Genomic DNA, 22,754 nt, shown 5'->3' with positions numbered 1-22,754 from the left:
ATGCAGGGGCTGCTCCTCGCGGGGCGCTACCGGCTGGCCGACACGATCGGCAGCGGAGGCATGGGACGGGTCTGGCGTGCGCACGATGAGGTGCTGCACCGGGCCGTCGCGATCAAGGAGCTGACGGCCGCGCTCTACGTCTCGGAGAGCGAGCAGGGCATCCTCCTGCAACGGACCCGGGCGGAGGCGCGCGCGGCGGCACGGATCAACCACTCGGCGGTCGTCACCGTGCACGACGTGCTGGAGCACGACGGCCGGCCGTGGATCGTCATGGAGCTGGTCGAAGGCGTCTCCCTGGCCGACGCGGTCAAGGAACGGGGGCGCGTCGAGGCGCGCGAGGCGGCGCGGATCGGGATGTGGGTGCTGCGCGCGCTGGGCGCCGCCCACCGGGCCGGCGTCCTGCACCGCGATGTGAAACCGGGCAACGTCCTGCTCGCCGAGGACGGCCGGGTCCTGCTGACCGACTTCGGGATCGCGCAGGTCGAGGGCGACACCACCATCACCCGGACCGGCGAGATCGTCGGGTCCGTCGACTACATCGCCCCCGAACGCGTGCGCGGGCACGACCCCGGGCCGGCGTCCGACCTGTGGTCGCTGGGCGCCACGCTGTACACGGCGGTCGAGGGCAAGTCGCCCTTCCGGCGCACCACACCGCTCACCACGATGCAGGCCGTGGTGGGCGAGGAAGCCGCCGAACCCGCGCAGGCCGGGCCGTTGGGGCCCGTCATCACCGCACTGCTCTGCAAGGACCCGGCGGTACGGCCCGCCGCCGCCGAGGTCGAGCAGATGCTCGCGGAGGCTGCGGAGGGGAGACGGCCACGGGTGGCGCAGGCGTATGTGCCGACCCTGCAGCATCCGGCGGGCGTGGACGACGACGACACGGGCGGCGCCGCCGCGCCGAACGGTGGGGCCGGTGGGGCCGGTACAGCCGGTGCGGCCGGTACGGACGCGGGTGGTGGGCCCGGCAGGGACGATGCGGAGGGCGGGCCCCGTACGGCTACGGGCGATGTGCCCGCCGCCGGGGACCACGGTCCGGGTGCCGGCCCCTTCGGTACTCCGGCCGCTCCGACGGCTCCGTCGTCCACCACCCGGCGGCGCGGCCGGGGCCGTACGGTCGTGGCCGTGCTCCTGCTGGCCGCGCTCGTCGGCGGCGGAGGCGCCGCCGCGATGCACTACGCGGACACGTGGCGCACGGACGGAGGCTCCACGGCCGGGGCGGACGGTGCGGACGACGGGGTGCCCGGCGGGTGGAAGCGCGTCGAGGACCCGGAGGGTTTCAGCCTCGCCCTGCCCCGGGGGTGGAAGCGGCAGGTGAAGGGGACGCAGATCGACTACACCCCGGACGACCGTGAGCACTTCCTCCGGATCGCCGTCGACGACTCGCCGGACTTCGACAGCCCGTACCACCACCAGCTCGACCTTGAGGAGCAGTTGCGGACGGCGCGGCCCGAGTACGAGCGGGTGACTCTGAAGGAGAACATCTTCCGCGACCGGCCGGGCGCCCTGTGGGACTTCACCTGGACCGCACCCGCGAAGGACACGGAGTTTCCCGGGCCGCGCCGGGCGATCGAACAGATGTATCTCTCCCGGGACGGCGTCGAGTACACGGTCTACATGTCCGCCCCCGCGGCCGACTGGAAGACGGCGGAGGAGCAGTTCTACGCGGTGCTGCGCAGTTGGCGGCCGCCGAAGCGATGAGCCGGGGCCGCCCTGCCGGCAGCGGAGCGAACCCGGCACGAGGGTCTCCCGCACGGCGCTCGCGTGGCGCTCGGGGGTCGCGCGTACGTCGCTTGTCGGCCAGGCCGTTCCGCGGCACCGGAGGGTTTCGGTCCGGTGCGGCATGATGGGGCGTATGGGGACCGAGGGGGAGAACGTCCGTCTCATAGCGGGCCGGTACCGGCTGGAGGCCAGGATCGGCCGCGGCGGTATGGGCATCGTGTGGCGCGCCACCGATGAACTCCTCGGCCGCCAGGTGGCGGTCAAGGAGCTGGCCTTCGACGACTCCCTGCCCGAGGAGCGGCTCCGGCAGCGCCGCGAGCGCACCCTGCGGGAGGCGCGCGCGGTCGCCCGGCTCGGGCACCCGCACATCATCGTCGTGCACGACGTCGTCGAGCAGGACGAACGCCCCTACATCGTCATGGAGTTGATCAACGGCGGCTCGCTCGCCGAGCGCATCGAGGCCGAGGGGCCCATGGACGCGCGCGAGGCGGCGCGGATCGGGATCGACCTGCTGGGCGCGCTGCGCCGGGCGCACGACGCCGGGGTGCTGCACCGCGACCTCAAGCCGGCGAACGTCCTGATGGAGACCGGGACCGACCGGGTCGTCCTCACCGACTTCGGCATCGCCCAGGTCGCCGGCGCGACCACGCTCACCGAGAGCGGGTCCTTCGTCGGCTCGCCCGAGTACACCGCGCCGGAGCGGATGGCCGGGACCCGCACCGGGCCGGAGTCCGACCTGTGGTCGCTGGGCGCGCTGCTGTGTGCCGTGCTCAGCGGTGAGTCGCCGTTCCGGCGCGACTCGCTGGGCGGCATCCTGCACGCGGTCGTCGTCGACGAGATCCGGCCGCCCGCGCAGGCCGCGCCGCTCCTCCCCGTCGTACGGGGGCTGCTGGAGCGTGATCCGGACCGCCGGCTCGACGCGACGGAGGCGGAGCGGCTGCTGCGGGCCTTCCGGGAGACCGGCCGGACACCGAGGACGACCAAGGCCCCGAGGACGTCGGCCGGTTACACCCCGACCCGGCGGGACGTGCCGCGCCCGGGGCGGGACGTGCGGCGCGCCGCCGGCGCGTCCGGGGGCACCGCCCCGGAGGGAGAGGCGCGGGGCGGGCAGGCGTCGTCCGGGGGGCCCGCGTCCGGCGGCCCCGAGGTGGCCCTGCGGGAGCAGCCCGCGCAGCAGCAGCCGCGCTCCACCCGCAGCGTGCTGGTCGCGGCCGCGCTGGTGGCGGCGATGGCCGGGGCGGGCGTCTCGGCCGCCGCGCTGCTGATGCGGGAGGGGGACGACGGCGGAGGCGGCGGCACGCCGGGCACCTCGGCACCGCGGACACCGGACGCCTCGCGGACCACGGGTGCGCCGTCCACGCCGGGCGGGTCCGGCGTGTCCGGTGGCGGGTCCGGCACGCCGGGTGCGCCGACGGACGGCACGGCGGGTACGTCGGCCGACGCCACGCCCACGGTCACGCGCTCGCGGGCGGCCACCGCGCCGGCCGCGCCCTCCGGGTACCGGCTGGCCGAGGACGACCGGGGCTTCAGCCTCGCCGTACCGGACGACTTCACCCGGGAGCCGCAAGGGAAGCGGGTGTTCTACATGTCGCCGGGGCAGGTGATCCGGATCGGCGTCAAGCTCGACGACCCGGAGGAGGGCGGGCCGGCCGGCGTGATGCGGCGCGCCCATGAGCAGGGGCCCTCGACGAACCCGGGCTACCGCGACGGCAGGGTCACCGAGACCACCCACGGCGGACGCCCCGCCGCGCTCTGGGAGTTCACCTGGGACGGCTTCAGCGCGGCGGAGGGCCCCCGGCACACGTACGACCTGTGCTGGGAGCAGGACGGGCGGCTGTACGACGTGTGGGTGTCGGCGCCCGTCGGGAAGGTGAGCGAGGCGAAGGAGTACTTCGACGTGGCGGTGGACACGTTCGTCCGCGGGTGAGCGGCGCTTCCGCGCGAGGTGCTTCCGCGAGAGGTCCGGCGGCGCTCCCCGGTGCCCTCGGCCGGCCTGCGCGTTCGTACCAAAGCGGAGATATGCGGCGTTCCGCGTCACGGGTCTGTGACCGGAAAGCGACGGGGGTGGATGTCGGCGGGTTCGCCGCGATACAGATGAGCGTATGAGCAGCGACGGGGGAGCCCCTTACGGATCCGGCTACGGATCCGGCTACGGACCGGACGAGCCGACGAGTTTCGGACTGCAACCGCCGCAGCCCGGCGTGCCGTACCCGGGGAACCCGTACGCTCAGCCGGCGGCGGCGGTGGCTCAGCCGACGCCGTCGCCCGCGGTGCAGGCGCCCTCGCCCGCGATGCAGGCGCCGACGCCGCCTCCCTCGGCACAGGCGCAGGCACAGGCGCAGTCGCAGGCGCAGTCGCAGGCGTCGCCACCCGCGCAGGACCCCGGCACCGGCCGCCTGATCGCGGGCCGTTACCGGCTGCTCGCCAAGCTCGGCCACGGCGGCATGGGCACGGTGTGGCGGGCCCAGGACGAGACGGTGGACCGTGAGGTCGCCGTCAAGGAGCCGCGTGTACCGGACCATCTTCCCGAGCGTGAACGGGCCAACGCCTTCGAGCGGATGCGCCGCGAGGCCCGTGCGGCGGCCCGGCTCGACCATCCCTCGGTCGTGAACGTGCACGACGTGGCGGTCGTGGACGGTCAGCCCTGGATCGTGATGGAGCTGGTCCGGGGACGTTCACTCGGCGACACCCTCCAGGAGGGCACCCTCGGGGTGCGGGACGCGGCGAGAATCGGCCTCGACGTGCTCGGCGCGCTGGAGGCGGCGCACGCGGCGGGCATCCTGCACCGGGACGTCAAGCCGGACAACGTCCTCCTCGGCCGCCACGACCGGGTCGTTCTCACCGACTTCGGCATCGCCCAGATCGAGGGCGAGACGAACCTGACGGACACCGGGGGCATCGTCGGCTCGCCCGAGTACATCGCCCCCGAGCGGGTGCTGGGCCAGCGGCCCGGTCCCGCGTCGGACCTCTGGTCGCTGGGCGTCGTCCTGTACGCCGCCACCGAGGGCGTGTCGCCGTTCCGGCGGAGCAACACGCCGGCGACCCTGCAGTCCGTCCTCAACGCCACGCCGGCGGCGCCCGCCTCGGCCACGGGCCCGCTCGCCGAGGCCATCAACGGCCTGCTGCAGAAGGACCCGGCGCGCCGCCCGGCCGCCGCGCGCGTCCGCGAACTGCTGGAGACGGCCGCGAACCCGCCGGTGCTCGCCCCCACCCAGGAGGTCCGGCACATCGCCGGGCCTCCGGCCGCGAACCACAGGGGCGTCCGGATCGGCCCCAAGACCCTCGCCGGGCTCGGCGCGGTGGTCGTCGCGGCCGCGGTGACGGCGTACCTGGTCGTCGCCGACCCCTTCGCGGGACCCCTGCCGGACGGCTGGAAGCAGCGGGACCTCGGTGCGAAGGTCGCCGCGAGCGTGGGGGTGCCCGGGGACTTCGTGAAGGACACGATCGAACCGGACGCCACGGACGGCACCATCGCGCAGTACAGCGACCCGAGCGGGCTGATCCGGATCAACGTCGACCGGGACGTCAAGAAGGACGACAAGGACGGCGAGATCCCGGACAACGCGCTGGACAAGGCGTACGCCGACTGGGAAGTGGTGAAGGACGGCGAGTACAGCCTGGACATCGCCGACACGCCGACACCGAAGGGGAAGCCGCAGGAGGCGACCTTCGAGGGCAAGGAGGCCGCCGAGAACACCATCAGGTACACGACCACCGACACACAGGCACCGCGGCTGCGTGAGGCGCGGGTCCTGTACTACCGGGCGGACAACGGCGACGTGTACCGGGTCTGGATCGACTATCCGGGCAAGGGACACTTCACCGGGCAGGGCCGCGAGATCGCGCGTACGGCCCTGGCGAACCTGCGGTTGGAGCACACCTAGGCGCTCCGTCACACCTAGGCGCTCCGTCACCCCTGGGCGCTCCGTGACACCCAGGCGCTCCGTCACACCCAGGCGCTCAGTACGCCCGCTCGGCGATCCAGGCCATGACCCGCTCGGCCACCTTCGGGTCGTCCAGCAGCGCGGCGCCGTGCGCGGAACCGGGCACGGTCTTCACCGTGACGCCGTTGGCGGGCATGTTGTGGTCCTTCTCCTCGGCCGTTTCGAGGTCGAGCGAGGGCTGGACGGGCGCGGCGTCGCCCCGGGAGTGGACCAGGTACATGGGCGCGTCGTCGGCCCCGGAGGCCCGGCTCCCGGCCGCCATGTCGTTCCAGGTCTCCCGGCAGCCCGGGCGGGGGGCCGCGGTGGCCGGGTCCTTCGCCCCCTGCGTGGGCGTGTCCGCCTTCTTCCGTGTCTCCTCCGCCGCCCCGGGCCGGGTCTCCGGGGAGCAGCGGGCCAGGATGACGGCGTTGTCGCGGAGCCTGCGCTGCCGGTCCGTCGCGGTGGCGGCGTTGCCGTCCCGCCAGGCGCGGTACGGGTCGACGACGGGGGACAGGCCCACCACGCCGTCGAGGTCGTAGGCGCCGGAGCGGTACGTCGCCACGGTGGTGGCGATCTGGCCCCCGGTGGAGGAGCCCAGGAGCACCATCCGGTGGATGTCGAGGTCGAAGTCGGCGGCGTGGCGACGGATCCAGTCGAGCGCGGACAGGGCGTCGGTGCGCTGGGCGGGCCAGGCGGCGTCGCTGTTCAGCCGGTAGTCCACGGTGAAGACGGCGTACCCGGCGTCGGCGAAGGTGCGCGACCAGGTGGCCCAGCCGGTGTCCTCGTGCCAGTAGCCGCCGTGCAGGATCACGAGGCCCGGCTGCGTCCCGTTCCGTTCCTCGCCGGCGGCGTTCCAGTAGGCGTCCAGGGTCTGCCGGGTGTGCGAGCCGTAGGAGTACGTGGCCTCGTTGCGGTCGGCCGCGGTGCTGTCGCGCGTGTCCGCGACGAGGAGCGCGGCGACCACCGCGGCGCAGAGAACCAGACAACCCCAGAGGCGACGCACGGCCACCCGCCCTTCGAAGAACGACCCGACGGCAGGCGTCCGTTGTCCCCGGGGCGCGGGGTCCGATCGACACGTCCGCGACCGCGTGTGGCTCGTCATGTCCACAGGGGGAGCGCCCACACGGCCTGCTCGCGTGCGCATCCGGACTATAGGCGGCCCGCTCGAACAAAAGCCAAGCGGGTCAGGGTGGTTGCCGTGAAGTGTTCGTGCGCGGCGGTGAAGCGGTCGTGCCCGGCACCGGCGAGCACGGGCGAGCACCGGCGAGGGCGACGCGGCCGGTGTCCCGGAGGCATCGCCTTGTCCGGCCCCTTGCCCCTAACATGCCGTGTCAAGTGCATGATCGGCGCGAAGGGCGAGCGAGCGTGGGCATCGAACACCTGGACGTGCGGGCTCACGCGAGACAGCGCTGGGCGGCCAGGGGCGCACTCGCCTGCGCCGCCCTCGCCGTCCTGCTGCCGCTCGGTTACGCGCGCGCCGCGAGCCTGCTGCTCGTCGCGGGCGTCGTGCTGGGCGCCGGTCTCACGGTGGCCTCGCTGTGGTGGGTCCTGATCCACCGCGGCGCCATCCGGATTGCCGCGGGTGTGCTGGCGGTGGCCGCGCCGGTCGGCGTCATCTGGTGGTTCGCCGCCGTGAACCTGCTGTGGGTCGTGATCGTCTCCGCCGGGCTCTGGGCCGTGGCCGTCTGGTCCGGCAAGTTCGCCCTCAGGACCACCAAGTCCCACCACGTCCATGTGCCCGAGCACCGCACCCCGGCCCCCACCCGCCCGTTCCTCATCATGAACCCCAAGTCGGGCGGCGGGAAGGTCGAGCGCTTCCGGCTGAAGGAGCGCGCCGAACGGCTCGGCGCCACGGTCCATCTGCTCGACCCCGCGCACCACGAGGACGTCGCCGTACTGGCCCGCGACGCCGTCAGGAACGGCGCCGACCTGCTCGGTGTCGCGGGCGGCGACGGCACCCAGGCCCAGGTCGCCGCCATCGCGGCGGCGTACGACGTGCCGCTCCTCGTCATCTCCGCCGGCACCCGCAACCACTTCGCCATGGACCTCGGCCTCGACCGCGACAACCCCGCCGCCTGCCTCGACGCCCTCACCGACAAGGGGGTGGAACTCCACGTCGACCTCGGGTACGCCAGCGGTCATCCGTTCGTCAACAACGCCTCCTTCGGCGCGTACGCCGCCGTCGTGCAGAGCCCCGCCTACCGCGACGACAAGGTCCGCACCACGCTGGAGCTGCTGCCCGAACTGCTCACCCACCAGCGGGGTCCGCGGCTCACCGCCCGCATCGGGGACGCCGTCATCGACGCGCCGCAGGCCGTCCTCGTCAGCAACAACGTCTACCGCAGCGACGACCTCGTCGGCCTCGGCCGCCGCGAACGGCTGGACGCCGGCGTGCTGGGTGTCGTCGGCGTGCGCGTCGACAGCGCCGCCGAGGCAGCCGGGATGGTCCTCGGCCCGAACGCCCCCGGGCTCAGCCTCCTCGTCGCGGACGAGATCGTCGTCGAGGCCGACCGGCCCGAGATCGAGGTCGGCGTCGACGGCGAGGCCCTGCTGCTGCCCACCCCCGTCCACTGCCGGGTCTCGCCGAAGGCCCTGCGCGTCCGCGTGCCCCGCGACCGGCCCGGCGTCCCCGAGCCCAAACCGCCCCTGGACTGGCGCCGGCTGCGCAAGCTCGCCGCCGCGGTCGGCCGCACGGCCCTGCCCAAGCACCGGGAACGGTACGGGTGGGCGCAGCGGTGGTGGGACCGGTGGCGTTGACCGCCCCGTCCCCTTCTGCCCGTCTCCTCCCGTCCGGTCTCCTCCCGTCCGGTCTCCTCCCGTCCGGTCTCCTCCCGTCCGGTCTCCTCCCGTCCGGTCTCCTCCCGTCCGGTCTCCTCCCGTCCGGTCTCCTCCCGTCCGGTCTCCTCCCGTCCGGTCTCCTCCCGTCCGGTCTCCTCCCGTCCGGTCTCCTCCCGTCCGGTCTCCTCCCGTCCGGTCTCCTCCCGTCCGGTCCCCTCCCGCCCCGTCCCCTCCCGTCCTGTTCGCCGCGCCGGTGACCCCCGGCCCGGGGGTGCGTCCCGCGGTTTCGAACAAGGTGACCGACGCCGCATTCGCGTCCGCACGGCACCGCCCGCCGCGCTGATCAGCGACTTCGTTGCCAGCGATCACTGGCGCGTTGTGGACGCCCGGTGAAACCCTGTTACCGCCGGGTACCCAAAGTCGTCCGGTCCGGAATACCCTGCGCGTCATGACGGACTCGCAGGCCCCCGAAAAGACCGGCACGACCACCACGGGAACGACCGGCACGGCACGGACGACCGGCACCAATCCCCTCGCGGCAGCGCCCCAGGGCGCCCGTACCGCCGCCGACGTGGTCACCCCCGAACTGGTCGCCCAGCTCACCAAGGGCGTGGTCGGCTCCGGCCGGACCGCCAACCACACCCCGTTCACCGGTGAGAAGCTGGCCGACCTGCCGGAGTCCACCCCCGAGGACGTGGCGACGGCCTACGAGCGGGCCCGCGCCGCCCAGGCCGTCTGGGCCCAGCGGCCGGTGCGCGAGCGCGCCGCCGTGCTCCTGCGCTTCCACGACCTGGTGCTGGAGCGTCAGGCCGAGGTGCTCGACCTCATCCAGCTGGAGACCGGCAAGGCCCGCCTCCACGCCCACGAGGAGGTCCAGGCCGTCGCGGTCGCCGCCCGCCACTACGGCCGCAAGGCCCCGTTCTACCTGAAGCCCAAGCGGCACACCGGCGCCGTACCGACCCTCACCAAGGTCACCGAGCTGCGCCACCCGCGCGGTGTGATCGGCCAGATCGCCCCCTGGAACTACCCGCTCGAACTCTCGGTCGGCGACGCGATCCCCGCCTTCGTCGCGGGCAACGCGGTCGTGATGAAGCCCGACACGGAGACCTGCCTGACCGCCCTGTGGGCCCGCGACCTGCTCATCGAGGCCGGCCTGCCCGCCGACGTCTTCCAGGTCGTCCTCGGCGAGGGCCCCGTCATCGGCCCCGAGGTCGTCCGGCACGCCGACTACGTCTCCTTCACCGGCTCCACCCGCACCGGCCGCGAGGTCGCCCAGGGCGCCGCCGCCCGCCTCGTCGGCGTCTCCCTCGAACTCGGCGGCAAGAACGCGATGCTGGTCCTCGCCGACGCCGACATAGAGAAGGCGGCGGCGGGCGCCGTCCGCGCCTGCTTCAGCTCCGCCGGCCAACTCTGCATCTCCATCGAGCGGTTGTACGTCCACGAGTCCATCGCCGACGCCTTCGTGGAGCGCTTCGCCGCCCGCACGAAGGCCATGCGCCTCGGCAAGTCCCTCGCGTACGGCGCCGAGATGGGCTCCCTGGTCGGCGAACGCCAGCTGGAGACCGTCACCCGGCACGTCGACGAGGCCGTGGAGAAGGGCGCCAAGGTCGTCGCGGGCGGCGTGGCCCGTCCCGACATCGGCCCCTACTTCTACGAGCCGACCATCCTCGACGGCGTCACGGAACCCATGTCCGTCTGCACCGAGGAGACCTTCGGCCCGGTCGTCTCGATCTACCGCTTCACGGACGAGGACGAGGCCATCGAGGAGGCCAACTCCACCGCGTACGGCCTCAACGCCTCCGTCTGGACCAAGGACGGCCGCCGCGGCCACGAGGTCGCCTCCCGGGTCCGCGCCGGCACGGTCAACGTCAACGAGGGCTACGCCTCCGCCTACGGCAGCGTCCAGTCCCCCATGGGCGGCATGAAGGACTCCGGACTCGGCCGCCGCCACGGCTCCGAGGGCATCCTCAAGTACACGGAGGCCCAGACGGTCGCCCAGCAGCGCCTGCTGCCCATGGCCCCCTCCTTCGGCATGGACGACGAGAAGTACGCCCAGTTCATGAGCCGCAGCCTGCGGGCCATGAAGGCGCTCCGGCTCCGCTAGGTCTTCGGGCCCGCCCACCGTTCTCAACGAGGAGAGCACGTGTCGTACGACTACGACGTCATCGTCGTCGGATCCGGTTTCGGCGGCTCGGTCACCGCCCTGCGTCTGACCGAGAAGGGCTACACGGTGGGCGTGCTCGAAGCGGGCCGCCGTTTCACGCGCGACTCGCTCCCGAAGAACTCCTGGGACCTGAAGAACTACCTCTGGGCCCCGGCCCTCGGTCTGTACGGCCTGCAGCGCATCCACCTGCTGGGCAACGTCATGGTGCTGGCCGGGGCCGGCGTGGGCGGCGGTTCCCTCAACTACGCCAACACGCTCTACGTACCGCCGAAACCGTTCTTCGAGGACCCGCAGTGGAAGGACATCACCGACTGGCAGGAGGAGCTGAAGCCGTACTACGACCAGGCCCGCCGCATGCTCGGCGTACGGCTCAACCCGACGATGACCCCGTCGGACGTGCACCTCAAGGCCACCGCCGAGCGGATGGGTGTCGGCGACAGCTTCCACCTCGCCCCGGTCGGTGTCTTCTTCGGCGACGGTGAGGACGCCGACGGCACGGCGAAGGCCGCCCCCGGTGAGCGGGTGGCGGACCCGTACTTCGGAGGCGCGGGTCCTGCCCGCAGGGCCTGCACCGAGTGCGGCGAGTGCATGACCGGCTGCCGCCACGGCGCCAAGAACACCCTCAACGAGAACTACCTCCACCTCGCCGAGAAGGCGGGCGCGGTCGTCCACCCGATGACCACGGTGGTCGCCGTGACGGAGGACTCGCAGGGCGGCTACGCCGTGTCGACCCTGCCGACCGACCGGCGGCGCAAGGGAGCGGGCCGCGTCCTGAAGGCCCGCCGCGTCGTCCTCGCGGCCGGCACCTACGGCACCCAGACCCTGCTCCACCGGATGAAGGCGAACGGGCAACTGCCGCACATCTCGGACCGGTTGGGCATGCTGACCCGCACCAACTCGGAGGCCCTGGTCGGCGCCCAGACCGACAGCCGCCGCTACCGCAAGGCCCACGGCGTGCCCGAGGTCGACTTCACGCGGGGCGTGGCGATCACCTCCTCCATCCACCCCGACGAGAACACCCACATCGAGCCGGTCCGCTACGGCAAGGGCTCCAACGCGATGGGCGGCCTGTCCATCCTCCAGGTCCCCTACGCGGGCGGCACCGCGACGGACGCCTCCCGTGTCCTCGGGTGGCTGGGACACGCGGTCAGGCATCCGCTGCTGGTGGCCCGTTCGCTCTCCAACCGCCGCTGGTCGGAGCGGACCATCATCGGTCTGGTGATGCAGTCGCTGGACAACTCCCTGTCGACGCACCTCAAGCCGAAGGGGCTCGGCAAGGGCCTGTTGACGGCACGCCAGGGTCATGGCGCGCCCAACCCCAAGCAGATCGAGGCCGCTTCCCGGGCCGCCTCCACCCTCGCCGCCGAGATCAACGGCTTCGCCGGCAGCAACGTGGGCGAGCTGATGGGCACCCCGCTCACCGCGCACTTCCTCGGCGGCTGTCCCATCGGCGCCACCGCGGCCGACGGCGTCATCGACCCGTACCACCGCCTCTACGGCCACCCCGGCATCTCCGTCGTCGACGGCGCCGCCGTCTCCGCGAACCTGGGCGTGAACCCCTCGCTGACCATCACGGCCCAGGCCGAGCGCGCCATGGCGCACTGGCCGAACAAGGGCGAGCCCGACCACCGCCCGGCCCCGGGCGCGGCCTACGAACGGCTCGGTCCCGTGCAGCCGCTGCGTCCGGCGGTCCCGGCGGACGCCTTCGGGGCGCTGCGGCTGCCCCTGGTGCCGGTGCCGACGGTGCCGCCGAAGAAGGAGAAGAAGTAGCGGAGAAGGACCCGCACCCCCCTCCGAGTGCGGGTTCTTCTCTCGTGTGCCAGGTGTGACCCATGAGCCGGGTGAAGGGTTGCCCCCGCGATGACAGTTTTCTTATGTGACCTGGATCACGTCCGACTGGGCCTGGGGCGACCCCCGAAACCGTTTGTGGTGTCGGGTCGCACGCATGATCTGATGTGCCCTGCGATGCCTCTGTGAGGCATGTGAAGAACGCCGTGAGGACGGGGAACATGAAGGTGGGGGACACGAAGGTGGGGGACGTGAACGTGGGGGACGTGAGGTCGAAGGTGTCGCGGGCGGTGGTGGCCGTCTCGGTCGCGGCCGTGCTGGGGCTCACCGCGGCGTGCGGCGGGGGCGGCGACGCGAGCGAGGACGGGGAGGCGAAGCCGTCGGCCAACGGCAGCGCGTCCGCCGGGGACGGCCAGGACGGGCAGGACGGCAAGGGCGGCGGAAAGGCCGCGCTGACCGAGGCCCAGCTGAAGGAGGCGGCCCTCGCGAAGGGGGACGTGAAGGGCTACAAGATCGCTGACATGCCCGCGGAGGACATGCCCGGCGTGCCCGTTCCCGCGAAGCCGGCCGCCTGCCAGCCCCTCGCGAACATGTTCAACTTCACCTCCGACCCGCAGCCGAAGGCCCGCGCGGGACGCACCGTGACCTCCGAGAACAAGCTCTCCGCGAGTGTCGTCTCCCTCGCCCTCGCCGCACACGAGCAGAGCGACGCCGAGAAGGTCATGGCCGACCTGCGCACCGCCACGGAGAACTGCGACGGATACGAGCACGTCGGCAACAAATACACCGGCGTCGAGTCCCTCCCCGCCCCGAAGCAGGGCGACGAGGCCGTCGCGTACAAGCTGAAGGCCGACATCGAGGGGGCCAAGATCCCGATGTCCTTCACGGTGGTGCGCAGCGGTTCGACGCTCATCGGGTTCTACTCGATGAACATGCTGGACGCGGACAAGGCCGAGGTGCCGGCCGCGATCCTCGACGCGCAGGTCGCGAAGGTGGAGAAGGTCGCCGGCTGAGCGGACGGACGACGTGACGAAGGGCCCCGCGGGACGGAAACCGCGGGGCCCTTCCGCGTCGGCACCGACGTCAGGGCCGCGCCGGTGCCTGGCAGCGGCGCCGGGGGGTGTGCGCCGCTTGGCGTGAAGGTGGACGAGGGTGGGGGCGGTGGCGCCCGGCGCACCTGGGGCGTGCGCCTGGTGCCGACCAGGGTGCGGTGCGGGATTCCGCCGGTCGGCCCCGGGCGTCCCCGGAGCCGGCCGTTCTCTTGCGTGACCGGGCTGCTGTCCCCTGCCGTCCGGTCACACCCCTGGAGCGAGGTCCCACGGCGCACGGCACGATCCGTACGCCTCATCGCTCCAGCGGAGCCACGCGTGGTTCTTTCGGGCCCGGACCTGGCTGGCACGGACACCGACACCAACGACGGGCGTCGTACGACGGTCACGCGCCGTACGGGTGAGAGGGCAGGCGTACGTACGTGCGCCGGTCAGACGCGACCCCGGCACAGCTCCAGCAGCGTCATGGCGAGCGCGGTGCCGGGCCTGCCGAGGGCGTCCCGGTAGTGGGCGAGGACGTCCATCTCGCGCGAGAGGTTCACACGGCGGCCGCCGGACTCGATCCGGGTCTGCTGGATCACGGTGGAGACGGCCGTCCGTTCCTGGATCAGGCCGATGATCCGGTCGTCGAGCGCGTCGATGCGTTCACGGGCGTCGGCGATCACCGCGGCCGCCTCGGCGGTGCGGGCGCCGGTGGTGGTCGTCTTCGTGGCGTGGGTGGTCGCGGCGGGCGTGGGCGTGGGCGTGGTCGTGGTCGTGGTGGTCATTGGGGGAGCTCCTGGCCGGGGGGTGAGGTCGGACGTGGCTTCCCGGAGCGGCAGGACCCGGACAACGCGAGGCGCCCCGGACCTGTCGGTCCGGGGCGCCTGGAAAGTCGCTGATCAGTAGCTCAAGCAACACGACCATGGCAGCCGGCGGACCGGATGCCATAGGTAAAGAGGAAGGTCGGGTGCGTGAGCATGGGCGCCAGTATGCCACGGCCTGTCCCGGCCTCGTCCGCACCGGGTCCGCGCCGGGTCCGCGCCAGGTCCGCCCCGGTCCGCTCCCGGGCGGGGCCGGTCCGCGCCCGGGCGGGGCCGGGGCCGGAGTCGCCGGTGGCCCGTTCCGCCGGGGCGTACCCCGGTAGACTCGACCTCACAGACCCCCGCCCCACCGCCGGAAGGCACCCCGTGTCATCAGCGAACCCCGCTGCCGCCGCACCCGACACCGTCCTGGTCGTCGACTTCGGCGCCCAGTACGCCCAGCTCATCGCCCGACGGGTCCGCGAGGCCCGGGTCTACAGCGAGATCGTGCCGAGCACCATGCCGGTCGCGGAGATGCTCGCCAAGAACCCGGCGGCGATCATCCTCTCCGGCGGCCCCTCCTCGGTCTACGCCGAGGGAGCCCCCCGCCTCGACCGCGAGATCTTCGAGGCCGGCGTCCCCGTTTTCGGCATGTGCTACGGCTTCCAGCTGATGGCCACCACCCTCGGCGGCACCGTCGACAACACGGGAGCGCGCGAGTACGGCCGTACGCCCCTGCATGTCGCCAAGCCCGGCAGCACCCTCTTCGAGGGCACCCCCGACGAGCAGTCGGTCTGGATGTCCCACGGCGACGCCTGCTCCGCCGCCCCCGAGGGCTTCTCCGTCACGGCCTCCACCGACGTCGTCCCGGTCGCCGCCTTCGAGAACGACGAGAAGAAGCTGTACGGCGTCCAGTACCACCCGGAGGTCATGCACTCCACGCACGGCCAGCAGGTCCTGGAGCACTTCCTCTACCGGGGCGCGGGCATCACCCCCAGCTGGACCACCGGCAACGTCATCGAGGAGCAGGTCGAGGCCATCCGCGAGCTGGTCGGCGACAAGCGCGCGATCTGCGGCCTGTCCGGCGGCGTGGACTCCGCCGTCGCCGCGGCCCTCGTCCAGAAGGCCATCGGCTCCCAGCTGACCTGCGTGTACGTCGACCACGGCCTCATGCGCAAGAACGAGACCGAGCAGGTCGAGAAGGACTTCGTCGCCGCGACCGGCGTCCAGCTGAAGGTCGTGGACGCCGAGGAGCGCTTCCTGAAGGCGCTGGCCGGGGTCTCCGACCCCGAGCAGAAGCGGAAGATCATCGGCCGCGAGTTCATCCGCGTCTTCGAGCAGGCCCAGGCGGAGATCATCGCCGACGAGGGCCCCGAGGTCGCGTTCCTGGTCCAGGGCACCCTCTACCCGGACGTCGTTGAGTCCGGCGGCGGCACCGGCACGGCCAACATCAAGTCCCACCACAACGTGGGCGGCCTCCCCGAGGACCTGGAGTTCCAGCTCATCGAGCCGCTCCGCAAGCTGTTCAAGGACGAGGTCCGGATGGTCGGCCAGGAGCTGGGGCTCCCGGAGGAGATCGTCCAGCGCCAGCCGTTCCCGGGCCCCGGCCTCGGCATCCGGATCGTCGGCGAGGTCACCAAGGACCGGCTCGACCTGCTCCGCGAGGCCGACGCCATCGCCCGTGAGGAGCTGACGGCGGCCGGCCTCGACCGTGACATCTGGCAGTGCCCGGTGGTGCTGCTGGCGGACGTCCGGTCCGTAGGCGTCCAGGGCGACGGCCGTACGTACGGTCACCCGATCGTCCTGCGCCCGGTGTCCAGCGAGGACGCCATGACCGCCGACTGGTCCCGGCTGCCGTACGAGGTCCTCGCGAAGATCTCGACCCGGATCACCAACGAGGTCGCGGACGTCAACCGGGTCGTCCTCGACGTGACGAGCAAGCCCCCGGGCACCATCGAGTGGGAGTGAGCCCTGCCGCGCTCGGCGTGGCGGAGCTCAGGTCCGTTTGAGGGTCCGCACCGGCTCTCCGGGCTTCCAGACCTGGACGACGAGGTACGTGTCGTCCTCGACGCAGGTCCGTACGACCTCCGTCAGCTCGGTGCGGAAGAGGTGGAACGGCTCCGGCGGTTCCACCTCTTCGCCGTACGCCGCCTTGACGGCGGGATCGTCGACCTCGACCGCCCGCCCGCTCACCCGCACGTCACCGCCGCCCATCTCCGTGCCCGGACCCGGGTTGGCCTGCAGCGAGAACCGCGGGTCCCGGCGCAGATCGAGCGCCTTGCGCGAGTCGGGCATCATCCCCAGCCACAGCTCCCCGTTCACGAACCGGACCTCCAGCCCGGTCGTCCGCGGGGAGCCGTCCCTGCGGAGGGTGGCGAGGATGTGATGGGTGAAGGCACCGAAGCGTGCCTCGACCGTCTGGGCGAGTTCGGGTTCGGCGGCGACGAACGCGCCCCAGTTCGCATGATTCTCCGGCATACGTCGAGTCTCGCGCGGATACCCGACACCCACTGTCCGGTTACCCCGTGCGACGTACGGCGGCGGTCCGACCCGGGTGAACGGTGTGCGGTGTGGCGCGCTTCCGTGACTTGCGTAACGGTTGCGCACTCTCTTCACGGGACGGGCCTGTTCTGCCAGGGGCACCGACGGTAACTTCCGAATCGTCAAGGAAGTCACCCTGGAGGACACATGCACGGGCCCACACCGCCCCTGCCCCTACCCACCGACCAGCTGCGGTTCGCCATGCCGCCGATGCACGAGACGGTGGAGGACGAGCGGCGGCACCGCAAGGAACGCCTGGCCGGGGCCCTGCGGATCTTCGGGCGTCTGGGCTTCGAGGAGGGCGTCTCGGGGCACATCACCGCGCGCGACCCGGAGTTCAGCGACTGTTTCTGGGTCAATCCCTTCGGGATGCCGTTCAAGCACGTCACCGTGAGTGACCTGGTCCTCGCCAACCAGGACGGACAGGTGATCGAGGGCCGCTACCACGTGAACCAGGCCGCCTTCACGGTCCACGCGCAGGTGCACGCCGCCCGCCCCGACGTCGTCGCGGTCGCGCACTGTCACTCCGTGCACGGCCGCGCGCTGGCCGCACTCGGCGAGCTGCTCGACCCGATCACCCAGGAGTCCTGCGCGTTCTACGAGGACCAGGCGCTCTACGACCACTACACGGGCGTCGCCGTCGACACGGAGGAGGGCCGCCGCATCGCCGGCGTGCTCGGCAGCCGCAAGGCGCTCGTGCTGCGCAACCACGGTCTGCTCACGGTCGGCGACTCGGTCGACGCGGCGGCGTGGTGGTTCCTGTCGATGGAACGCTCGGCCCAGGTGCAGCTCACGGCCAAGGCGGCGGGGCGTCCCCAGCTGATCGAACACCGGCTGGCCGCGGCGACGCGGGAGCAGGCGGGCGGCGACCTGGTGGCGTGGATCAACTACCAGCCCCTGTGGCAGGACATCAGCAGGAGCGAGCCGGACCTGCTGAGCTGACCGGGGTCCCTGTCCCCGGGGCCCGAGCCGGTCACGGAGACGCTCGGAGCCGCGTCAACACGGCCACCGGGACGTCACCCCGCCCCTCCCTCGCACGGAGTGGACCTGCCGGACGCGAACCGTGTCCCGTACGGCACAATTCGCTGTCATCGCGGCGCACTTGTACGGGCGCACGGCTGTGGCAGGGAGCGGACGTTCATACGGGTCCACGAGGCCCACGGGGCCCACGAGGCCCACGAGGCCCGGAGTCATCCACGAAGGTGCCGCCGGTGCCGGCACCGGCGGCCGAACCCAGGTGACGGTACTGACGACGGACGACAACGGTCCTGCTGACGGCCGTGCCGAAGACGGCCGCGAAGAGGCGGCCACGACGATGACGGCCGTGTAGAAGACGGTCGTGTGCAAGACGGCCGTGCAGAAGACGGCAGTGACAACGGCGGCGAATGCCGAGGGACGCGGTCGCGCAGGCGGACGCGGTGCGGGAAGGCGGGCTCGGGCGTGGCGGTGCAGGAGGCCAGAGGGGGCATGGGCGCGGCCCATGAGGGCGGGTGCATGTGCGGGGACTGCCCGCACGGGGCGCGTGCGGGACACCGGCGTGCGGTCGCCGAGTTCCTGCTGAAGCGGGAGGAGTTCGCGTCCGGGCAGGGACTGCCGGCGGCCGTCGCGCACTCCGCGTCCGCCTCCCGGCAGTGGGTCTCCGACGAACTCACCCAGTCCGCGGCCCTCGTCGCCGAACGCGGCCGCGTCGAGGGCGAGGCATGGCTCGGCCGTCTGTGGCCGCGCACGGCGATCGTCGTCTGGGCCGCCGTCGTGACCCTCCTCCTCGTCCAGTCCCTCACCGCGATCGGCGCGGGCTGGACGGCCGCCCGCACCGCCGGTCTGCTCGCCGCCCTGCTGGTCGGCGGGGCACTGACGGGCGCCGGGTATCTGCACCGGGCACGCGGCGGCGCCCTCGCCCCCGTCATCGGCGAGGACAACCGTCTCTCCACCTCCCGCGCGATCGCGGCCGCCTGGGTCCTCCTCGTCGCCTTCGCGGTCCTCGTCCTCGTCGGCCGACTGGCCGCCGCCTCCGACCACCGGGAACGCGACGCCCTCATCGCCGGACTCGACCTCACCCGCGGCGCGGGCATCGTGACCGTCCTGGCGGTGGTCTGCGGCATCGCGGTCCTGGTCCGCCGCGTCGTCGGCCTCCGGGTCCTCTCCCAGCGCCTGCAGAAGGTCCGCGCCGCCCGCCCCCGCGCCGCCGACCTCCTCACCGACGACTCCGGCCGAGGCAGCTTCACGGACATCCAGTACGTGCTCGTCAGCGCCGTCGCCCTCACCTTCGCGGCGGTACGCCTCGCCCGTCGCCCCGACCAGCTCCCGGACCTCCCCTGGGGCCTCGCCCTCCTCGTCCTGGTCTCCGCCGCCACCTACGTCGCCGGAAAGTACGCCGAGGGCGGCCGTCCCGTCGTCCTCTCCGTCGTCCGCGCCCGCGAGGCCGGCGACCTCGACGCCCCCATCCGCAACGGCGACGACATCGAGATCCGCGGCGCCGGTTTCGTCCCGCCCGGCGCACAGACCGCCGACCACCTCTCCCGCATGGTCGTCCGCATCGGCGCCGTCCACGTCCACGTCCCCCTCGTCCCCGTCGCCGGCGGCTTCAGCAACCCCACCGACGCCGTCCTCACCGCCCCCGTCCCCGCCGACGTCGAACCCGGCAAGGTCGACGTCCAGGTCGTCACGGCCGCCGGCGTGGAGACCAACCGCTACACGATCGAGGTCTCAGCGGACTGAGCGACCGCGTCGGGGACGGGGAGGATCGCGTCGGGGAGGCGACGGATCGCGTCGGGGAAGGGGAAGATCGCGTCGGGGCAGGACGTGGGCGCCTGCACGGGGGCGAGACGCGGGGGCGGGGCGGCGTAGGGCGGGGTGCGGGGCCGGAGGGCGGGCAGCGGGGGGGCCGGGGCGCCGGGAGGCCGGAGGCGGGCGCGGACTCGGGCGCGCATGGGCGTCGGCGTGGGGCGCAGACACGGTTCGGCGTGGGGCGCAGACACGGTTCGGCGTGGGGCGCAGACACGGTTCGGCGTAGGGACAGCCAGGCCCGGACATCGTCGGCGAAGCCGTAGTGGGCCCCTTCCGAAAAGCATCCCCGACCCGGAAAAACACGCCCGAACCATTGAGCACCCCCACCCCTGCGAACGTATCGTCTGTTGAGGGGTCAACGGCACGGCGGACAAGAGGCGGCGCAGACCATGACTCACGACATTCGCACGGACTCCTACACCTCCTATCGCGATGGCGGCCCCGACTGGCGAGACACCGCCACCCGCTACGCCCTGTTGCCCCTGCGCGTCTTCCTCGGCGTCACCTTCATCTACGCCGGCCTGGACAAACTCACCGACAGCGCGTTCATGGCAGCCTCGGGCTCCGGCTCCATCGGCGACATGATGAGCGCCACCAGGGACTCCGCCGCCATCCCAGCCATGATCGACATGGCCCTCAAGAACCCCGTCGGCTTCGGCTACGCCATCGCCATCGGCGAACTCGCCGTCGGTATCGGCGCCCTCCTCGGCCTCCTCACCCGTCTCGCCGCCTTCGGCGGCGCCCTGATCTCCCTCAGCCTCTGGCTGACAGTGAGCTGGTCGGCATCCCCGTACTACTACGGCAACGACCTCCCCTACCTCATGGCCTGGATCCCCCTGATCCTCGCCGGCGCCCCGGTACTGTCCGTGGACGCGGCCATCCGCTCCCGCCGTCACGGCGGCAGCAGGCACCGCGCACACGCCTACCGCTGAGCCCCGGGCCTCCCCCACCCGGAACGCACCCCACCCTGCTCCTCCCGGCGCAACTCGCTGCCGATTCGGGCTCAGCCCTCGATACCCCACACGGCAGCGCATCCGCGTGTTCCCGGCCGTCCGGGCAGGCTCATCCAGCGGAACCGCTCGGCCCTGTCGCCCCGCCCGGGTCCGCGCCGGTCGCCGTCCCGGCCGCCCCCGCGCTGCCAGCCGTACCGGCATCCTTTGTCGTCCCGGCCGTCCCGGCCGTCCCCGCCGCCCCAGCCGCCGCCCCGCTCTCGAACCCCGGCGGTGCAGACGGCTCTTTGCGTGCGCACGCCCCGCGCCCGCGTATCGCGAGGTTCAGGAGGCCCACCGCCCCCGCCAGACACAGCCCTCCGATCACGAGCGGTATCACCGCGAACCAAGGGGTCTGCCAGGCATCGCTCGCATCGCCCAGATACACGACACCGGCGGTGGTGAGGAAGAGGCCGGCTATGAGCTTCCCCGGCCGGAACTCATGACGCAGCACGGGCCACCTCCGCCTGTCCCACACCGACTTCGAGGTCGATGGCGAGCGTGCCGCCGCCGTCCGAGCCCTTCTCGGGGGAGAGCGTCAGCCGATCGCTCTTGTCCGGTGCCACGTCCACGTCCTCCTTGTCGTCACCCGGCAACTGGATGTCGCCGAGGCCCACTTGCACATCGAGCCGCACGGTGACGTCCCGCGGGACCACCACTCTCACCTTGCCCGCGCCCACCTCCACGCTCGTCGTCAGGGTCTCGCCCTCGGGTATGTCCACCCGGGTCAGGTCCAGCGTGCCCACGCCGGTTCCCAGCTCGTATCTGGGCTCCAGGCTCTTGGCGTTGCGCGGTGTCCACTCCGTACGGGCCCAGTCGGTGGTGATGTTCGCCGGGAGCGCCGCCGTGCACGCGAGCAGCCCCGCGGTGATCAGAGCCAGGAAGATCGACCCCGCTCCCGTACGGCCGAGAAAGGCGCTCAGGGCTATGCCCAGGCCGAACACCGTCAGCGCGCAGGCCAGGCCGGTCTGCAGGCTGGTGGCGAGAGGGTGGCCCTCCCAGGTAGCACCGGTGCCGAGGCCGCCGGCGAGCAGCGCGAGCAGGAATATCCAGCCGCCCGTCCACCGCGGACCGCGCGGTTTCGGCGGTCGCACGGCGCGGATGCCGCGGTGCGGGGGCATGACACCCCCGGCGATGTTGACGGCTGCCGCCATGTCGCGGTCGGCGGACGTCCACGGCCCCCACAGATAGCCCGTGCCGCCCACGTGCTGTCCGTCCTTGATGATCGGATCGCGCCACCAGGAGGGGTAGGCGGATGCCACGGGCGGTGCCTGGGCCTCCGGCGGGGCGTCGGCGACGGCCTGTGCGGCGAGCGGATCGGGGTCGGGGGCGCCGCGCTGCTGAGACCAGTACCCCGCGCCGGCCAGGAGCAGGGAGACGACCACGGAGAAGGTCAGGACGGTGGTGTTGCTCAGCATGGAAAGGAAGACGCCGCAGCCGACCAGCGCGAAGAGCACACCCGCGAGGGCCTGGCCGTCGACCCTGCCGGTCAGCAGCTTGCGTACCTCGTTCTCCTCCTCGTCGTCATACGGTATGAACAGCCAGGCGAAGCCGTAGAAGATGAGGCCGAAGCCGCCGGTCGCGGCGAGCACTGCCAGCACCACCCGGAAGATCACCGGATCCATGTCGCACTGTCGCCCTAGTCCGGCGCAGACACCGCCCAGCGTCTGATACCGCCGGTCGCGGCGGAACTTGTGCGGAGCGGCGGGCCCGCCGGCCGGATCGTCGGGGGAGGGACGCCCCGTCGAGCCAGGTGCGGACGGGCCCGCCGTCCCGGGGGAGGGGCGGCCGGCGGCTCCTGGGGAGGGACGACCGGTGGCTCCTGGGGAAGGCCGACCAGTGGCTCCGGAGGAGGCAGGATCGGTGGCTCCGGGACGGCCGGCGTTCGCAGCCTGATCCGTGTGGGCGCCCGCGCTCGCCCGCTCGGCCGAGCCCGTCTGTCGTCCCGGGTCCGCGTCCGTGCTCCCGTGTGCGCGCGGTTCCTCTGCCCCCGTGCCCGCGGGGGGCACGGCGTCCTGCGGCTCGTTCATGGGCCGCCGGGCGTCCGGACCCGAGCCGGGGCCCGGCTCCGCTGCCGCGTGCTGGTGATCCGTCATGCGTCCATCGTGACCGTCGAGCCGCCTCGATGGCAGTCGGGACGACCCTGGTCGAACCCTGATATCCGCCCCGGGATGTGTTCGATCACGCCCGGACCGAAGATCAGGGGCGTCTCGGGGATCGACCCTGATGCCTCG

General features: G+C 72.7%; 16 protein-coding genes. 11 read left to right on the top strand and 5 right to left on the bottom strand.

The genetic code is table 11. The features are described 5' to 3' along the window. The 3 genes from PYR72_RS19410 to PYR72_RS19400 all read left to right on the top strand — a co-directional run bounded on the left by PYR72_RS19410 (position 1) and on the right by PYR72_RS19400 (position 5,603). Positions 1–1,698: a serine/threonine-protein kinase gene (locus PYR72_RS19410; RefSeq protein ID WP_275460458.1), complete on the top strand. Its 1,698-nt coding sequence runs from the start codon at positions 1–3 to the stop codon at positions 1,696–1,698. 154 nt (positions 1,699–1,852) lie between these two features. Continuing rightward, positions 1,853–3,646 carry a serine/threonine-protein kinase gene (locus PYR72_RS19405; RefSeq protein ID WP_275456517.1) on the top strand — a complete coding sequence of 598 codons (1,794 nt, stop codon included), beginning with the start codon at positions 1,853–1,855 and terminating at the stop codon, positions 3,644–3,646. A gap of 175 nt (positions 3,647–3,821) precedes the next feature. Then, entirely contained in the window at positions 3,822–5,603 is a 1,782-nt protein-coding gene (locus PYR72_RS19400) for a serine/threonine-protein kinase (RefSeq protein ID WP_275456516.1), read from the top strand. A 76-nt stretch (positions 5,604–5,679) separates the two neighbouring features. On the opposite strand, the gene PYR72_RS19395 is transcribed toward PYR72_RS19400, so the two are convergent. Continuing rightward, positions 5,680–6,645, bottom strand: coding sequence for an alpha/beta hydrolase (locus PYR72_RS19395; protein ID WP_275456515.1), 966 nt, complete (start codon positions 6,643–6,645; stop codon positions 5,680–5,682). Positions 6,646–7,007: 362 nt separating this feature from the next. Between PYR72_RS19395 and PYR72_RS19390 the strand changes: the two genes are divergently transcribed. The 4 genes from PYR72_RS19390 (at position 7,008) to PYR72_RS19375 (ending at position 13,385) form a co-directional block, all read left to right on the top strand. Then, entirely contained in the window at positions 7,008–8,399 is a 1,392-nt protein-coding gene (locus PYR72_RS19390; protein ID WP_275456514.1) for a diacylglycerol kinase family protein, read from the top strand. A gap of 469 nt (positions 8,400–8,868) precedes the next feature. Continuing rightward, the gene (locus tag PYR72_RS19385; RefSeq protein WP_275456513.1) at positions 8,869–10,524 is read left to right on the top strand and encodes a succinic semialdehyde dehydrogenase; all 1,656 of its coding nucleotides are present in this window, start codon (positions 8,869–8,871) and stop codon (positions 10,522–10,524) included. 39 nt (positions 10,525–10,563) lie between these two features. Continuing rightward, positions 10,564–12,354, top strand: a complete 1,791-nt coding sequence (locus tag PYR72_RS19380; protein ID WP_275456512.1) for a GMC family oxidoreductase — start codon at positions 10,564–10,566, stop codon at positions 12,352–12,354. Positions 12,355–12,593: 239 nt separating this feature from the next. Next, a complete protein-coding gene (locus tag PYR72_RS19375; protein ID WP_275456511.1) occupies positions 12,594–13,385 on the top strand; it encodes a hypothetical protein in 792 nt (263 codons plus the stop codon). Positions 13,386–13,852: 467 nt separating this feature from the next. Here the strand turns inward: PYR72_RS19375 and PYR72_RS19370 are convergent, their stop codons facing one another. After that, positions 13,853–14,188, bottom strand: coding sequence for a chorismate mutase (locus tag PYR72_RS19370; protein ID WP_275456510.1), 336 nt, complete (start codon positions 14,186–14,188; stop codon positions 13,853–13,855). A gap of 402 nt (positions 14,189–14,590) precedes the next feature. Here PYR72_RS19370 and guaA point away from each other — a divergent pair, with 402 nt between their 5' ends. Then, a complete protein-coding gene (guaA, locus tag PYR72_RS19365) occupies positions 14,591–16,171 on the top strand; it encodes a glutamine-hydrolyzing GMP synthase (RefSeq protein ID WP_275456509.1) in 1,581 nt (526 codons plus the stop codon). Between the two features lie 27 nt (positions 16,172–16,198). Here guaA and PYR72_RS19360 read toward each other — a convergent pair whose 3' ends face one another. Beyond that, complete coding sequence (locus tag PYR72_RS19360) at positions 16,199–16,681, bottom strand: pyridoxamine 5'-phosphate oxidase family protein (protein WP_275456508.1); 483 nt, start codon at positions 16,679–16,681, stop codon at positions 16,199–16,201. A gap of 210 nt (positions 16,682–16,891) precedes the next feature. Here PYR72_RS19360 and PYR72_RS19355 point away from each other — a divergent pair, with 210 nt between their 5' ends. Beyond that, the gene (locus PYR72_RS19355; protein WP_275456507.1) at positions 16,892–17,686 is read left to right on the top strand and encodes a class II aldolase/adducin family protein; all 795 of its coding nucleotides are present in this window, start codon (positions 16,892–16,894) and stop codon (positions 17,684–17,686) included. A 525-nt stretch (positions 17,687–18,211) separates the two neighbouring features. Further along, a complete protein-coding gene (locus PYR72_RS19350; protein WP_275456506.1) occupies positions 18,212–19,462 on the top strand; it encodes a hypothetical protein in 1,251 nt (416 codons plus the stop codon). Here PYR72_RS19350 and PYR72_RS19345 read toward each other — a convergent pair. Beyond that, on the bottom strand, positions 19,435–19,674 hold the full coding sequence (locus tag PYR72_RS19345) for a hypothetical protein (protein WP_275456505.1): 240 nt from the start codon (positions 19,672–19,674) through the stop codon (positions 19,435–19,437). The two genes, PYR72_RS19350 and PYR72_RS19345, sit on opposite strands and share 28 nt — an antisense overlap. Before the next feature lie 246 nt (positions 19,675–19,920). On the opposite strand from PYR72_RS19345, the gene PYR72_RS19340 reads away from it, so the two are divergent. Further along, on the top strand, positions 19,921–20,463 hold the full coding sequence (locus PYR72_RS19340; protein WP_013001339.1) for a DoxX family protein: 543 nt from the start codon (positions 19,921–19,923) through the stop codon (positions 20,461–20,463). A 497-nt stretch (positions 20,464–20,960) separates the two neighbouring features. Here PYR72_RS19340 and PYR72_RS19335 read toward each other — a convergent pair whose 3' ends face one another. Then, entirely contained in the window at positions 20,961–22,616 is a 1,656-nt protein-coding gene (locus tag PYR72_RS19335; protein WP_275456504.1) for a PspC domain-containing protein, read from the bottom strand. Between the last annotated feature and the right edge of the window lie 138 nt (positions 22,617–22,754).

It is taken from the genome of Streptomyces sp. VNUA24 (genome assembly GCF_029167005.1).
GTDB classification, from domain to species: domain Bacteria; phylum Actinomycetota; class Actinomycetes; order Streptomycetales; family Streptomycetaceae; genus Streptomyces; species Streptomyces scabiei.
The sequence above is the reverse complement of the archived record's forward strand: the minus strand, read 5'-3'. Positions and strand labels throughout refer to the sequence as shown.